This is a genomic window from Paraferrimonas sedimenticola, from assembly GCF_002282855.1.
Taxonomy (GTDB): Bacteria; Pseudomonadota; Gammaproteobacteria; order Enterobacterales; family Shewanellaceae; genus Paraferrimonas; species Paraferrimonas sedimenticola.
In genome coordinates this window covers 246,040-260,836 of sequence record NZ_NRIR01000003.1, presented here as the reverse complement: position 1 = coordinate 260,836, position 14,797 = coordinate 246,040, and the positions used below count along the sequence as shown (strand labels likewise).

At 48.9% G+C, this 14,797-nt stretch carries 16 protein-coding genes; 12 read left to right on the top strand and 4 right to left on the bottom strand.

Going from position 1 to position 14,797, the window contains the following annotated elements; translation table 11 throughout:
- Positions 1-30 precede the first annotated feature (30 nt).
- The 4 genes from nhaA (at position 31) to CLC93_RS07080 (ending at position 3,358) form a co-directional block, all read left to right on the top strand.
- Positions 31-1,227, top strand: coding sequence for a Na+/H+ antiporter NhaA (nhaA, locus tag CLC93_RS07095; RefSeq protein ID WP_095505276.1), 1,197 nt, complete (start codon positions 31-33; stop codon positions 1,225-1,227).
- Positions 1,220-1,663 carry a hypothetical protein gene (locus CLC93_RS07090; protein WP_095505275.1) on the top strand — a complete coding sequence of 148 codons (444 nt, stop codon included), beginning with the start codon at positions 1,220-1,222 and terminating at the stop codon, positions 1,661-1,663. Before nhaA ends, CLC93_RS07090 begins: the two co-directional genes overlap by 8 nt.
- Before the next feature lie 83 nt (positions 1,664-1,746).
- On the top strand, positions 1,747-2,952 hold the full coding sequence (locus tag CLC93_RS07085; RefSeq protein WP_095505274.1) for an MFS transporter: 1,206 nt from the start codon (positions 1,747-1,749) through the stop codon (positions 2,950-2,952).
- 10 nt (positions 2,953-2,962) lie between these two features.
- Positions 2,963-3,358, top strand: coding sequence for a DUF2391 family protein (locus tag CLC93_RS07080; RefSeq protein WP_095505273.1), 396 nt, complete (start codon positions 2,963-2,965; stop codon positions 3,356-3,358).
- A 4-nt stretch (positions 3,359-3,362) separates the two neighbouring features.
- On the opposite strand, the gene CLC93_RS07075 is transcribed toward CLC93_RS07080, so the two are convergent.
- Positions 3,363-4,211, bottom strand: coding sequence for a LysR family transcriptional regulator (locus CLC93_RS07075; protein WP_095505272.1), 849 nt, complete (start codon positions 4,209-4,211; stop codon positions 3,363-3,365).
- 193 nt (positions 4,212-4,404) lie between these two features.
- Here CLC93_RS07075 and rimK point away from each other — a divergent pair, with 193 nt between their 5' ends.
- The 4 genes from rimK to CLC93_RS07055 are packed head-to-tail and all read left to right on the top strand — an operon-like array spanning position 4,405 to position 7,323.
- Entirely contained in the window at positions 4,405-5,310 is a 906-nt protein-coding gene (gene rimK, locus CLC93_RS07070) for a 30S ribosomal protein S6--L-glutamate ligase (RefSeq protein WP_095505271.1), read from the top strand.
- Positions 5,310-6,350 (top strand): succinylglutamate desuccinylase/aspartoacylase family protein, encoded by a 1,041-nt coding sequence (locus CLC93_RS07065; protein WP_095505270.1) that lies wholly within the window; start codon positions 5,310-5,312, stop codon positions 6,348-6,350. The genes rimK and CLC93_RS07065 overlap by 1 nt, the downstream gene beginning before the upstream one ends.
- Positions 6,347-6,889: a mechanosensitive ion channel family protein gene (locus tag CLC93_RS07060; protein WP_095505269.1), complete on the top strand. Its 543-nt coding sequence runs from the start codon at positions 6,347-6,349 to the stop codon at positions 6,887-6,889. Before CLC93_RS07065 ends, CLC93_RS07060 begins: the two co-directional genes overlap by 4 nt.
- Positions 6,886-7,323 carry an ATP-dependent zinc protease family protein gene (locus CLC93_RS07055; RefSeq protein WP_245837113.1) on the top strand — a complete coding sequence of 146 codons (438 nt, stop codon included), beginning with the start codon at positions 6,886-6,888 and terminating at the stop codon, positions 7,321-7,323. The genes CLC93_RS07060 and CLC93_RS07055 overlap by 4 nt, the downstream gene beginning before the upstream one ends.
- Positions 7,324-7,350: 27 nt before the next feature.
- On the opposite strand, the gene CLC93_RS07050 is transcribed toward CLC93_RS07055, so the two are convergent.
- Entirely contained in the window at positions 7,351-8,217 is an 867-nt protein-coding gene (locus CLC93_RS07050) for a LysR family transcriptional regulator (RefSeq protein ID WP_095505268.1), read from the bottom strand.
- Positions 8,218-8,422: 205 nt separating this feature from the next.
- Here CLC93_RS07050 and CLC93_RS07045 point away from each other — a divergent pair, with 205 nt between their 5' ends.
- The 4 genes from CLC93_RS07045 (at position 8,423) to CLC93_RS07030 (ending at position 13,038) form a co-directional block, all read left to right on the top strand.
- Entirely contained in the window at positions 8,423-10,207 is a 1,785-nt protein-coding gene (locus tag CLC93_RS07045) for an amidohydrolase (RefSeq protein WP_095505267.1), read from the top strand.
- Between the two features lie 151 nt (positions 10,208-10,358).
- On the top strand, positions 10,359-11,222 hold the full coding sequence (locus tag CLC93_RS07040; RefSeq protein ID WP_095505266.1) for a LysR family transcriptional regulator: 864 nt from the start codon (positions 10,359-10,361) through the stop codon (positions 11,220-11,222).
- A 146-nt stretch (positions 11,223-11,368) separates the two neighbouring features.
- On the top strand, positions 11,369-11,881 hold the full coding sequence (locus CLC93_RS07035; protein WP_095505265.1) for a DUF3299 domain-containing protein: 513 nt from the start codon (positions 11,369-11,371) through the stop codon (positions 11,879-11,881).
- A 149-nt stretch (positions 11,882-12,030) separates the two neighbouring features.
- Positions 12,031-13,038 carry a Solitary outer membrane autotransporter beta-barrel domain gene (locus tag CLC93_RS07030; protein ID WP_169902872.1) on the top strand — a complete coding sequence of 336 codons (1,008 nt, stop codon included), beginning with the start codon at positions 12,031-12,033 and terminating at the stop codon, positions 13,036-13,038.
- Positions 13,039-13,060: 22 nt separating this feature from the next.
- Here the strand turns inward: CLC93_RS07030 and CLC93_RS07025 are convergent, their stop codons facing one another.
- Positions 13,061-13,462 carry a DUF6746 family protein gene (locus tag CLC93_RS07025; protein ID WP_095505263.1) on the bottom strand — a complete coding sequence of 134 codons (402 nt, stop codon included), beginning with the start codon at positions 13,460-13,462 and terminating at the stop codon, positions 13,061-13,063.
- A 240-nt stretch (positions 13,463-13,702) separates the two neighbouring features.
- Entirely contained in the window at positions 13,703-14,734 is a 1,032-nt protein-coding gene (locus CLC93_RS07020; RefSeq protein ID WP_095505262.1) for a linear amide C-N hydrolase, read from the bottom strand.
- Between the last annotated feature and the right edge of the window lie 63 nt (positions 14,735-14,797).

The window sequence follows — 14,797 nt, the reverse complement described above, 5'->3', positions numbered from 1 at the left end:
CTAAGCTCGTGAGTAGGGAGAGCTAACGACATGAACTCAGTGATTAAACTCATCAAACACGATGCTGCCAGCGGCGTGTTACTAGTTATCGCGGCGGTGTTCGCGCTAATACTAGCCAATTCATCATTAGCCGGCTTTTACGCAGATTTTCTCAATATTCCGGTCACTTTTCGCTTTGGCGACTTTGAAATTGCTAAACCCTTTGTACTCTGGATCAACGATGGCCTGATGGCTATTTTCTTTTTCTTGATTGGTCTGGAAGTCAAAAGAGAATTACTCGAAGGCCAGCTCTCTAAGCCATCACAAGTGCTGCTGCCTGCGGTCGCCGCAATTGCTGGTATTGTGTTCCCTGCCCTGGTTTACGTTGCATTCAACCTTGACGACGCTATTGCCATGCGAGGCTGGGCAATCCCATCGGCGACAGATATCGCTTTTGCTGTTGGTCTGTACGTGTTGTTCGGTGACCGCCTACCAACCTCACTCAAGATATTCCTTCTCAGCGTGGCCATCTTTGATGACATTGGCGCGATCATCATCATTGCCATTTTCTACTCGCAAGACTTATCGCAGCTGTCGCTTGGGGTCGCTCTGGCGGGCTTGGCTGGCTTGTTTGTGCTCAATCGATTTCAGGTGAGATCCCAAGCCGCATACATATTGGTGGGCGTTGTTGTTTGGGCGGCAGTGCTCAAGTCTGGAGTACACGCCACACTCGCCGGATTTGCTTTGGCCTGGTTCATACCACTCAAATTGCCAAACTATGCGGACAAGCCGATGGCTCCCCACATCGAGCATACGCTCGAACCTTGGGTTGGTTTTTTGGTGTTGCCTTTGTTCGCCTTCGCCAACGCTGGTGTTCGAGTTCTGGACGCATCAGCTGAAACACTCTTCAACCCGGTTTCTATCGGGATTGCAACGGCACTGTTTTTGGGCAAACAGATCGGCATCTTTGGCAGTTGTTGGTTAGTGGTCAAAGCAGGCCTTGCCAAACTGCCCGAAGGCGCGTCGTGGCGTCAGCTCTACGGTGTCTGTTTACTCTGTGGTATCGGCTTTACCATGAGTTTATTCATAGGCTCGCTAGCCTTTGAAGAACAAGGGGAGTACTACAATATAAGTGTGAAAGTCGGTGTTCTTATGGGCTCATTCTTATCAGCAATAACGGCCGCGCTTGTACTTGCGGGGAGCGGAACGAATAAAGTCAAAGCATCAAAGGGAGAAAACTATGCTTAGAGTAATTTTGTGGTTAACGGTCGTTGTGGGTGTCACTTTGACACACAGCGCAAGAAGCGAAACTTTTACCTCAACGGATAGTTGTGACTTGGCCAAACTATCGAATTCAGAAGCGGTTGACCAACCCTGCTTCCAATACGTGAAGGGCTTTCTAGAGGGTGCTGTAGTTACCGATGCGGCCACACTAGAGGGGATTAAAGCCGAGCGTGGTTTTACTTCCAATTTTTCAAAACGCGCATTTTCTCATCGAGTGGGCGGTGAGCACGAGGGTGTGCCCGCGACCTATTTTGCTCAGTTTTGTCTGCCCGGCGATCGAGTAACCGACGACACAGTCATGCAAATACTCAAGTTGCTACCGACCAAGGCCAGCTCAAGAGATCCGTTGAAAGAGCAGGTATATGACATCATCAGAGAAGAGTTTCCCTGCCGCGGTTAGCTTGAATCAAATAGTTCGCTAAACGGTGGTCGATTCACGACCACCCTCACTCTGTGTGATGCTTTAGCGCTTACGGAACCCTCTTGTCTAAATCCAACCGACTGCTGCTGATAGGCAGCCAATTTTTAAGCAAAACTGCCGATGAGCTTTCAAGCGCCAAAGTGGTTCTGCCGTGGCTGCTAAACGGTGTGGGTATTCCTGTGTTTGTCAGTGGCTTGCTAGTCCCAATCAGAGAATCTGGTTCGCTCCTTCCACAACTAATATTCGGTCCTTGGGTCAAGACCAAGCGCCACAGAAAAACACTTAACGCGCTAGGGGCTGTAATTCAGGCCTTGAGTATTCTCGCCATCGCTCTGCTGGTGTTCCAAAGTACCAGCCCGATAGTGTTAGGCACCGGCGTGCTAGTTTTAGTTCTTGTTTTGAGTCTTGCTCGCGGCTTGTGCTCCTTGACCGCCAAAGACTTGCTTGGCAAAACCGTAGAAGAAGCCCAAAGAGGCAGCGTTTCTGGCCTAAGCGCTTCTTTGGCAGGCGTGGTCACTTTAGGTATTGGAGCCTTAATCCTTTATCGAAGCCAGTTATCCAGTGATGTTTATTTTGTACTCTTGCTAACTGCCGGACTGTGTTGGTTGCTTGGTGCCGCCCTCACCTCACGCTTACAAGAGCCCGCCAGCGAAACTGAGTCACTCGATAACAATGCGTCACAAAACTTGCTCGACACACTTGCACTGCTAAAAACAGAACCAGACTTTCGGCGTTTCATCCTTGCCAGAGCTTTGTTAGCAGGTTCTGGATTATCCATTCCCTTCGTTATCATCCTGGCTCAGCGAACTCACCCTGATTCTTTTTGGGGACTGGGTGCATTTGTCATCATCAGCGGTATTGCCAGCCTGACCAGTGGTGCAATTTGGGGCAAGCTCGCTGATTGGAATTGTCGACGAGTGTTGATTCTCGCCGCAGCCTTAACCAGTATCAGTTGCTTAGCGGCGGCGCTTTTCAGTTTTTCAAGCAATGCGGTTTCCATGCTCGCGTTTTTCGGGCTGGCGTTAGTGCTTTCGATTGCTCACCAAGGGGTGCGTCTAGGCCGAAAGGTGTTGCTGGTTAACATGGCGAAAGGCAATCGACGAACCGACTATGTCGCGATAGCCAACAGTGTTATGGGTCTGTGGTTGTTGGCCTTGGGTGCTGCCAGCGCATTGCTGGCCCAATGGTCAATCAATGCCAGCTTTGTACTTTTTGCGGCGGCATCCGCCTTGTCGATAACTTTTCTTATGAGTAAAAACAAAGACTAAGCTTTGTCATATGAAGTCAAACTTTAACAGCGAAGATCTCAGCCAAATTTTAGTTGGTGCGTTTGCGCTAGGCGTGCCCATTTCTTTTTCAGAAGAAGCCTGGCGGCTTGGTGAGAATTTGCCAAACCAGAACTTATTGCTACTGGCGTTGTTGTCGCTGTTTTTCTTGGCACTCTACACCTATGAAAGTGTATTTCAACGCCAGGTAGCCAATCGCATTTTTGCCTTTGTATTCCGTGTGGTCGCCGCGTATTTGATAGCGGCACTGGTGGTGGCTTTGATTCTCATTTGTTTAGACAAATTACCACTACTTAGCGATCCCGCTATCGCGCTAAAGCGCATAGTGGTTATCACCATGCCAGCCTCCATGGGAGCAATTGTCGTGGATAGCTTTGACAAAGAGTAATGCTTTAAATGGCCAAGGCTTTCAGAAACTCGACCACAGGTAACACGTCTTTTGCTTGCTCAGCTGTGTCGCTGTGGGCCAAATAGACGCCGCGAATCACACTGGGCACATGCTCCACATGCACAAGCTCACCGCGGTCGATATGCGCTTCAACCAAGCTAATTGGCAAAAATGCCGCGCCACCGTGCTTAAGCAAAAACTCCAACGCTATGTGGCTCTGCCCCGTGTGCAGAACCGGCGCAATCGGTGCATCAAATACTCTCGCTTGTTGCAGGTTGAAAGCCGTGCCCCAGTCCACAAAAACATAACCACAGGCTTCCAGCTCTTCGGCATCGGCTACCGCTCGACTGGCCACCAGGGTCAGCTCCAAGTGCCCAATGGCCTGCACATTGAGCTCTGAGACTTGTGGCGGGTCAAGCAACACCGCCAAATCGAGACGACCACCAAGCATGGCTCGAACCAGCTCCCGTTGCGGATTGATTTCGGTGCGCATGTATAATTCAGGAAAGCGAGTGGCCATTTGTGGCAACAAGGACTGTAAAAAGGTGTCCCACAGATTCGAGGTACTGCCAATAGACAATTGCACGTTTTTCGGCCCTGCCACACCAACATCCTGCAGCGCCGCTTGCCATGCTGCGAGCATGTTTTCTGCATGGGGCAGCAGACGCTCGCCACTCGGTGTCAACAAGATGTTATTGCGCTCGCGAGTAAACAGGTCCGTGCCCAGCATTTCCTCGAGTTGCTTTACGCGAAAGCTCACCGCCGATTGAGTGATAAATAGGTTTTCACCAGCCTGTGCAAAGTGCCGCGTCTTGGCCACTTCTAAAAAAGTGCGCAGTAATTCTGTATTCATACCATCTCAATAAAAAATTTTTATCAAAATAAGAAATATAACTCGTTTTACCAAATCTGAGTTTGCCAACTATATTTCAACAACGCAACTACGCCGCCAAATCAAGGCGTTAAGCCATGCATTTATTGCGAACAGAATTTTTTATTGTAACTAACATAATTGCTCTAACTAAGCACATTCAAAGGACAGAATCATGCGTGTAGCCATTTTATCTCGCAACCCGAACTTGTACTCCACCCGCCGCCTTAAAGAAGCTGGCGAAGCTCGCGGCCATCAAGTGGACATCATCGACACTCTGCACTGCTACATGGACATCACCCGTAGCCGTCCAGCGGTGCGTTACCACGGTGAAGAGCTGCCGAAGTACGACGCGGTGATCCCCAGAATTGGCGCTTCGATTACTTTTTACGGTACCGCTGTGGTGCGTCAATTCGAGATGATGGGCGCATTTTGTGTCAACGAGTCGGTGGCTATCAGCCGCTCTCGCGACAAGTTGCGCTCATTGCAATTGCTGTCGCGCAAAGACGTTGGACTACCGCGCACAGGCTTTGCTAACCGCCCAGACAACATCAAGGATTTGATCAAGAACGTCGGTGGTGCACCTTTGGTGATTAAGTTGCTAGAAGGCACACAAGGTATCGGTGTGGTACTGGCCGAAACCAACAAAGCCGCTGAGAGCATTATTGAGGCCTTTATGGGGCTAAAAGCCAACATTTTGGTGCAAGAGTTCATTAAAGAAGCCGGCGGCGCGGATATTCGTTGTTTTGTGGTGGGCGACAAAGTAGTTGCAGCGATGAAACGCCAAGGGGCTGAAGGCGAGTTTCGCTCCAATCTGCACAGAGGCGGCAGCGCCAAACTGATACGCCTGACCAAGGAAGAGCGTGCGACCGCGGTAAAAGCGGCAAAAGTGATGGGACTCAATGTGTGCGGCGTGGACATTTTGCAGTCTGCCAATGGTCCTGTGGTGATGGAAGTGAACTCTTCGCCGGGCCTCGAAGGCATCGAGAGCGCCACCAACAAAGATGTGGCGGATCTGATTTTTCAGTTCATCGAAGCCAAAGCAAAACCCTTTAACACTCGTACTCGAGGAAAAGGCTAATGACTCAAGAAGTGTTGCAAATTGCCGGAGTGGATATCGCTCCGGGTCGCAGCCTGCGCTTGGCGATTCCTGTCGCCAAGCTCTACACAGATACTCAGGTGTCGATCCCAATTCAGGTGATCCGCGCTAAAAAGCCCGGGCCTGTGGTGTTTGTGTCGGCAGCGGTACACGGCGATGAGCTCAATGGCATTGAGATCATACGGCGTTTGATTAACTCCAAGCGCTTGAGCCTCAAAGCTGGCACTCTGATACTGGTACCTATGGTGAATGTATACGGCGTGCTTAACCAGAGCCGCTATATGCCAGATAGGCGCGATTTGAATCGCTGTTTTCCAGGCTCAGAGAAAGGCTCGTTAGCCGCTCGAGTCGCATCGATATTCATCGAGGAGGTGGTACGCCATTGCGACTATGGTATCGACTTGCACACCGCAGCGATCCACAGAGCTAATTTGCCGCAGATCCGCGCCAATTTAAAAGACGCGCAGACACGGGAAATGGCCGAAGCTTTTGGTGTGTCGGTGATGATGAATTCGGATTTGCGCGACGGCTCATTGCGCCAAGCCGCGGTGGAATCGGACACTCGAATTTTGCTCTATGAAGCAGGACAAGCACTGCGATTCGATGAAGTATCGATTCGCGCCGGCGTTAAAGGGGTACTCAATGTGTTGAGTCATTTGAATATGCTAAAACGCCGCATGACTCGCAAGAAAGTGACGCCTTTTATGGCCAATAATTCCGCTTGGGTACGAGCCAACGCCAGCGGCATTGTGACGCTTTTGAAAGAGCTTGGTGACCAGGTCAGCAAAGGCGAGCCTTTGGCCATCATAGGCAACAGTTTTGGCGATACCTTGGGCACCATTAATGCCCATCGCAGTGGTGTTATTGTTGGGATGCAAAAGATTCCTTTGGTGCAAGAAGGCGATGCCATGTTTCACATTGCCTACTTCTCGGAAGACGAAGAAGTGATTGCCGAACAAATCGAAGCCATGCACGATGAGTTAATACAAGCAGAAACCGAGGTGATAGGAGCCATGCCATGACGGCAACCACAGTGATTCTACTCGTCGCAGTCATTATTGGATTTGTTCTGAGCAATCGCGCCTTGCGCGCTTTGGTGCTCAGAGTGGGATTGGAGCGCGACATTCCCGAAGCGCGAGTGGATTACGTCCTTAAAAGTCTGCAGGTGCTGCTGTTGTTCGTCGCGGCAATTGCGGCATTGGCGGCAACCGGACGTGGCTTACAGGACGTGGGACTGCTGCTGGGGTCATCGCTGGCGTTTATTGGTATTGGACTATTCGCACACTGGTCGCTGTTAAGTAACGCCACCGCTAGCATCATAGTGTTTTTCTTTTTTCCCTATGGTGCGGGGGATTGGGTGCGAATTATCGAGGGCGAGAATAGCGTCATCGGTAAGATACGAGAAATTACCCTGTTTCACGTGATATTGGTGGACGACGAGGGTGATGTGTACACCTACCCTAACGCCATGGTGTTTCAAAAAGCGGTACAAATTAGCAAGCAGAAAATTGTGGCTAAGCCCAAAGTGCTCGCCGCAACCAAAGAGGACAAACTGCCGTGAAGCAAAAGATGATTATTGGCAACCTAGAGATGTGCCAGTTACCCGACTTGGGGATCAGCGATTTGCAAGTGCGCATCGATACCGGTGCAAAAACTTCGTCATTGCACGTGGATAACCTAAAGCGAATTAAGAAAAACGGTCGCCCTTGGGTGAAGTTTGATTTGCACCCAGACATACACTCGGTAGACGAACTTGTGGCTTGCGAAGCGCCATTACACGATATTCGGCGGGTCAAGTCGTCCAATGGCGTATCGCAGGAGCGCTATGTCATCAAGAGTACACTCAATTTAGGCGGGCAAAGCTGGCCTATCGAGATAACGTTAACCGACCGATCGGACATGAGTTATCTAATGCTGCTCGGGCGGGAGGGTATGGCTAAGCGAGTACTGGTAGACCCGTCACAAACATTTTTGTTGAGCGAGGATGGCGAGTAACATTGCCTCCTTTCAAAAAGGTTAACGCTAGTTTGAGGCAATCATGTTATCGACAAAGCAATCAGCTGCACTGCTTAACCACCTATCAGTGCGGTACGCTACTTCGGCATTCCAAACAAAGGCCTGCTCGCCTTCAAAACTAAATTCAGACACTAAGCCCTGTTCAATATAGGGCTTAGCCAATTCGCTAGGAACGCTGGCCCAACCTATTCCACTGGCTACCATGCGAACCATTTCATCAACGTTATTGACATAAATGTTGTGGTGGCTTTTTTGTTGATGCGAAAGATCTAAGTTTTTCAAGAAGCGAAAGTTAATCAGTGGTTTACTTCTTACCTGCCAATCGTTTAATACCGCTCCTTGATTGAACCAAGTCGGCGGCGCGATATCGACAATGTCGAAGCTGAAAATGCCAAAGTGAGTTAGACCTTCGAATCTATCCATCAAGCTGGTTAGGACACCAACTTCAGCGCGACCATCCGCAACCCACTCCATCACGCTTTTGGTATCACCACTCAGTAGTGTCAATTCAATTGTGGGAAATTGTTGTGCGACCGTGGCTAAACTCCGGTAAATCCGGCTTCTTGGTAACAGACTGTCCACCGCTAGAGTCAAGTGATTGGGCTCGCTTCGATTTAAGCCCTCAACACTTGAGTTAAACAGTTTCTGCTCTTCAAGTGTCGCTTTGGCAAATTGAAAAAGATGCTGCCCGGTGTCAGTCAATGTCAATTTGCGCGCGTGTCGCTCAAACAACTTAAGCCCAGCATCGACTTCTAGACTCTCAACTAACTCGGAAATGGTGGTTCTATCTTTTTTGAGAAATTTGGCCGCTTGACTAAAACCACTGTGTTCCGCTGTTGCTACAAAAGCCTGTAACTGCTTGATTGTATACATATACTCAAGCTCCAATAAGAAATCTTTGAAACTAGCTTAGCTTAGCCAAATCCTTCCCACAATCGCATAAAACGGAAAACCCCACCAAGAGCGTCTCATCGATTTTCCCCAACAGCACAATAATTGACAGCAAGTGTTACAACTCACTTGGTTGCTTAGCACCCATTTAGCAACCATCAAATTTCAATCGTCAGGGTAAACTTCGATGAAAAAATCACTTCTCAAACAGGCCAGTTTGGCTCTTGTTGTTACCAGTGTTCTCACTGGTCAGGCGCTTGCGGGCGATCTTGCAGATCGCGTGCTAACTAGTGGAACAATTGAAACCATGAACCCGAATCAGCCAGTTGCTGAAGCGGTAGCTATGAAAGATGGTCGTATTGTTTACGTTGGATCGAATAAGGGCGCCAAGCAGTTCATCGACGACGCTGACGATGTTATCGATCTTAAGGGCAAGTACGTAACCCCAGGTTTTCTAGAAACCCACAACCACGTGGTTGGGTCGACTTGGATGACTCAAGGTGTTGACTTGAGCCAAGCAAAATCACCAGAAGAGATCGCTCAAACTCTGAAAGAGTATGCCGATGCTCACCCCGATGCCAAAATCATTGTTGGTAATGGCTGGATCCCAGCCGCGTTGACTCGATTGCCAACCGCTGCGGATTTGGACGCTATTGGTATCAATGTTCCTATCATTGCGATTGGTAACTCATGCCATGACGCCGTGTTTAACAGCCTAGGCTTGAAACTGGCCGGGATTACTGAGGAAACACCTGATATCCAGCCTGGAATCATCTACTGGGCAAAAGACGCCAACGGCAAAAAAACCGGTTTGGCTATTGAAGGGCAATGGGCTCAAGCCTACGTAGACTTGGGCGCTTGGCAACCAGAAACTATGATCCCAGAAGCCTCGGATTACCTGCAGGGCTATCTATCAACCCAAGGGGTCACCACCACTCAGGTGGCGGGTATTATGTCTCCTGAAGCCATTATCAGCCCAGAAGCAGTGCTGAATTCGTTCGAAAACACTGTCATGCCAATTCTCAACGAACGGGTAGAAAACGGCAAAGCACCTATGCGTCTGAGTGTTATGCCGATTTTCAAAATGATTGATGCAGACCCCAAAGAGTATGTAGACCTAGTTGTGAAAATGGGTGAAAAGTACAACTCTGACATGCTGTGGACTGACACTATTAAGCTTCATCCTGAACTTGCATGGATCGACGGTGGCTCGACTCAATTTGTACCATATGTCAACACGCAGCCGGGCGAGCAAGCTAACTTCGGCGAGTACGGTATTCCTCCTCACATCATGTACAACCTGCACGCAACGGCCAATGCGCAAGGTATTAAGATCATCACTCACTCAACCGGTGCCCGTGGTCTGCGCCGCCTAGTCGACATTTTCTTAGAGCTAGAAGAGTTGTACCCGGATTCTCGTAACCGCCTGGATCACGTGGACTTTATCACCAAGTACGACCAAGAGCGTATTATCAAGCACGACATTCCGATGAACGTCACGCCAGCCTTTACTCTGGATTCTGACTCAGGTGAAGCTATGTTTGATACGGTAGATCGCGAGTACGCCAAAGAAGTGTTCGGTGCATACTCAGATATGGCCTACGAATACAAAAACATCAGCCTGTCTGGTGATTCGCCAGGGTTCCCAATTGAGCGCGCTTACCCAGTATACTTGATGCAACAAGTGCTAACCTTGACCGATCCAAATAACAAGGACTCTAAGCACTTCCCTGAGTGGCGCAAGACTATGACTTACGACCAAGCTTTGTACTCGTACACAGTTGCGCCAGCATGGCAGCTTAAGAAAGAGAATGACCTAGGTTCAATCGAAGTCGGCAAATACGCAGATATGGCGATTTTCAAGAACAACCTTCGTGAAGTCGCTGAAAACGAGCCACACAACCTGATCGAAAAAGGCACTGTGGTTGGTACGCTGCTAGGCGGCGAATTTACGCACCGCAAAGGTATGTAATTAAACCCCGACCTAAGCAGGCCTCGGTTGGTGAATTCTCAAGTTCGAGAATCACCGCGCCGAGGCCTTTTTGTATCCAAAACTTGCCTTTCGCGACCAATCCAAGTCATTGTTGTACATAGCAAGCCACCTTATTGAAGGCTAACCAGCAATGAATTCTCTAGCCCAACTCCAAGCATTTGTCGCCACAGCAGAGCTTGGCAGCTTTAAACAAGCCGCCATTAAGCTCAAGAAACGCGCTTCAACAATCGCTGAGCTAGTGGCTAGCTTAGAAGCGGAAAAACAAGTCCAGCTATTTGTTCGAAATACACGACAACTGCAAATTACCGAGAACGGCACTCAGATATTGAGCGGCGCCAAAGCGGTACTAAAAGAGGCACAACGGTTTTCTATTGCAGTGGAGCACATCAATCAGGGCCAGCCGATTCAGTTTAGGATTGGGATAGGTAGCCTAATGGCCGGACTTGACGTCACTCAGTCGCTGAACAAATTGAAACTGCAATTCCCAAGCATGGCTTTGGAAGTACTGGTTGCTGACTCGGCCCAAGTGGTGGAGTGGATCCACCAAGGGGAACTAGACGCTGGTATTGTGGTGGCTCCATTTGAGACTTCACCGGCGCTGGTCACCAAGGCTTTGTATCCTATTCAGCGAGCGATCATTGCCCCAAAGAGTTGGGCATTGAATAATGAGGTAGCGCCAGAGCAACAACTGGTTGAACGGCGACAAATCATGTTCACAGGGGATCGAAGCGAGCGAGCGGCCAACACGCGAATAACTCAAGCCAACAGCAGCCAAGACATCATAGGTATGGTCGCCGACGGTCAAGGCTGGGCCAAATTACCGTTAAAGCTGGTCCAAAACTCAATTATCGCCAAGCAAATTTCGGTGTTTGTATTGCCGCAAGCGACAGGCGATATGGAACAGGCTCAACTGGCTTTCCTTAGCGACAATGCACAAAGCACCGCCATTCAAAAGATGCACGAAATTTTAACCGATTCAGCTGCCAAAGTCTGACAGCAGGATAGACAGGAAATCCCCTCTCTTACTGTTTTAACAACCCAAACCTGCCTCCGTATAATTTGCCTATCAGTCAATCAGTGACCTAATCACTGTTTCGCTTTATATCAATTCGACCAAGGGCCCGCTGGAGGTGCAACTCTATGAAATGGTTAGCAACACTATTATTGGCATTCAGTGCCACCTGCAGTGCCACAACCACCTTGCAGTGGCTGGATTTAGCCCCTAAAGAGGCGCACCAGGACATCATTTTTTACTCGGGCAAGGTCAGCAATGCGCACCGAATGGGCGGCAATCACGAGACTCAGTACGATCAAGTGCGCCATATGCGCAACAATCCACAGATGAGTAAAGTTATTGATGCACTCGATGGCAAACAAGTGAGGCTAGCGGGTTACATTGTGCCTCTGAATATCGATGGCGATGTCATCGATGAAATTTTGCTGGCACCCTACCCCGGCGCTTGTTTGATTGCTCCTCCACCTCCAGAAAACCAATTGGTTTACGTCAAACTTAAGCAACCAATACCAATGAGCCAGCTATTTGAGCCAATTTGGATTGAAGGAGTGATTTCTACCGAACACAGCGATACCGATGCTGCTGCATCTGGATACAGCATGATGCAAGCCAATTGGCAACTTTACGCCAAAGGTTAACAATTTTCTGCTGAAGTGATGTTTGGCGGCTCTTCCTAGAGGAGTCGCCTTTTTTTGGTTTTTCGCCTGGCTAAAATTAGTACACCTTGACCGATAGATCGCGCTAACATACTTGTATTATTTTTGTTCAAGCAATCGTTAGGAACGCAGTGAGCCAAGCCTACAAAAAAAGCTCAGCACTAGTATGGACTGTAATAGCCTTGGGAAGCTGGCTTTCCCATTCGGCTTCGGCCAACCAACTTGACGACATAATTAGCAATGATTTGGCTGGTGACTTCGCCGTCGCCGGTATCATTCACGATAGTGAAAGCTTAAAAATAGGCTTTAAATCTTTTGACCCTAATCGCTTTCTGCCAATCCAAGACGACAAACTCGGCAACGCAGAATCGGCGAAACTCAAAAGTGAACTGAGCAGCTACACACTGCCTTGGACCAAAGAATTTAAGCGCAAAGACAGCAAGTGGACGCCTTTTTTCAACCTGCGTTTAGGCCTTTTTGAACGCCGCGCCAAAACGGCACTACTCGAGGGAGTCACGCCAGACGGCGACCGTTCGCGTACCAGTGTCTATTCAGCCTTCGTTGGCGGGGGGCTGAAATATCAACTAACCGATACCTGGAGTATGGAAGGGCTACTCGGCGGCTATTTACAACACTATGAGAGCCGTTACTACTATCGAAATAATGTGAGCGGCTCCCTCGCCTATTTGTTTGATGGCTACATTCACAATTACGATGTAGACGCCTGGCAGGTCAACCCGTCGATAAGCGCCACTTATCGCAAAAATTGGGGAATGAAGAGTTTTCGGTTTCGCTCTCGAGTGAATTACCAGCACGGCCGCAGCTTCAACGCCACCCATCCTGCCCACGACATCTCAATTCGCGCGGCCCACTGGCGCAACTCCCTTCACTACAAGCATCCATTTGGCGACATTGGCAAGTATCCAATCTCTGGCATCGTCGGTGTTAGTCGCATTGAGATTTTTGAAGATTTGCGCTTTGCGCTAAATGCCGCCCACTACTACGAGTTCCATTTGGATTTGCAGCTAGATACGCGACCCGCAGAATTTCGTTGGGTCGACAACCTGACTTTCGGAGTACTTATCAACTACGGTTCTGCTATCCGTGGTGCCAGCCTGACCTTTTCCTACAACGATTAGTGACTGCAGCTAGTTTCAATCACTAAAACCCAAACAGAAACTGGTCAACTAGCGTCGAGTATTCCTTTAGATAAGAATTAAGGGCTTCAAAGCGATTGTTCTCTGAGCTGAGGTGAATGTTCTCCACCACCACCGCCATTTGCTTGGCCAACGCCTGTTTATCTCCGCTTAAATTGTCGGCAAAGTAGGCAATGCTCTTTTCCAGCGAGTAGGTGATGATATGGATCTGCGCCGCTTCTACCTCGCCGATATTCTTCATTTCAGCAATCTCAAAGGTGGTGTCGAGGAACACGGCTTTGGCTTCATCCATGCTGCTGACGTCTGCCACTTGCAAGTGCTGAATCGGTTTCTCGCCGGTTTCGCTCGCCGCCAGCCCCGTACTCCACAGACACGCCATCAACACCAATCCATAAATTCTCGTCATCTCGCAACTCCATTGTTTCAAAAAGAAAGTGATATTAGTTATCCATAGTAGTAGGCGGCACTGCGCCACTCAATTTAAGGACTAACGTTATACGCATCAGCGACAACATAGGGCTCACTTAAGTGGCATAGATACTTTCTAAAAACAAGGCCGGTCTATACAGACCGGCCTTAATCTATCTTTCAACATTGAGGGAGTGAATCAATCCGTTTTTAAACTTTGCGGGAGTCTAGCAACCGATTACCACTGGATGGCTTGGTAATCCTTTTTAGTGTTGTAGATATCGCGATGAGTAAACTCAATTTTGTCGAAATCAATCTTGTCCAAATCGATTTTTTGAATGTCCATATTGTCAAAGGTACGCAGGTAGTAATCGGTATTTTTCAAATCAGCGACGTTTGCCCAGCCAACCATTTGTGGCAACTCATCCAACCAACGCCAGTACAGCGCTCCTTGTGGAACATCCATGGTATTGAGCATTGTCCAAGCATGGTTTACCGCGTCATAGTCGGTTTTAACACGAGACAAGTCGTTGGTGTAGTTCATTGCAACTATGTGCTTAGTACGGCCAAATGGCGTGCGCTCAAACGCTGGGAAATTCATTTCTGACCACTTGACGTGCGAGTTCTCAAAGCTTGCTTCACCGCCTAAAAAGATAGCGACTTCTTCCATTTGTAGAGGATAAGCCGGCTCGTTAGTCATCACACCTAGCTTGTTTTCGTGAATGTCTGGGTAACCTGAGCCATCAGTCCACTCCACTACTACCGCACGATTGACATCAGTGATAGCTAGGTGCAAACCCACATCAATGTCGTGCGCTACTGGCAAATGAGAGTTCTCAACTTTTACTTTCTTCACCAATTCAATGGCTTCATCTACCGATTTCGCATTCGCCAAAATGTAAGCCGAAATGTTTTGCTGGTTGTAATCACCTTTGCCGATATCAGCATATTTGCTGTGATTACCGCTGGCACCAAGACCCAAAGTTTCCACGTTCAAACCGTGCTCGTTTAGGCCAGAAGACACCCAGTCAGTGTCGCCGTGCATGATACCCACATAGCCAATGCTACCTGTCACACCACCAAAACCTTCATAATTGCGCGGTGCCATAAAAACGTGCTCTTCGAGCTTAATTGGCGATTCCATGGTACGACCGACAATGCGATTATCCTGAGGCGTGTCAAAAAAGAAGGTAGAACAGGCTTGGGCTGAACCGGCTAAGGCGGCAGAAACGGCCGATGCGATTGCTAGAGTTTTTACTAATTTGCTCATAGTGCTCTCTCACATTAATAAACGAGTTTTGAAGGTTTACAAGGCATCAATGTCCTTGCTTGA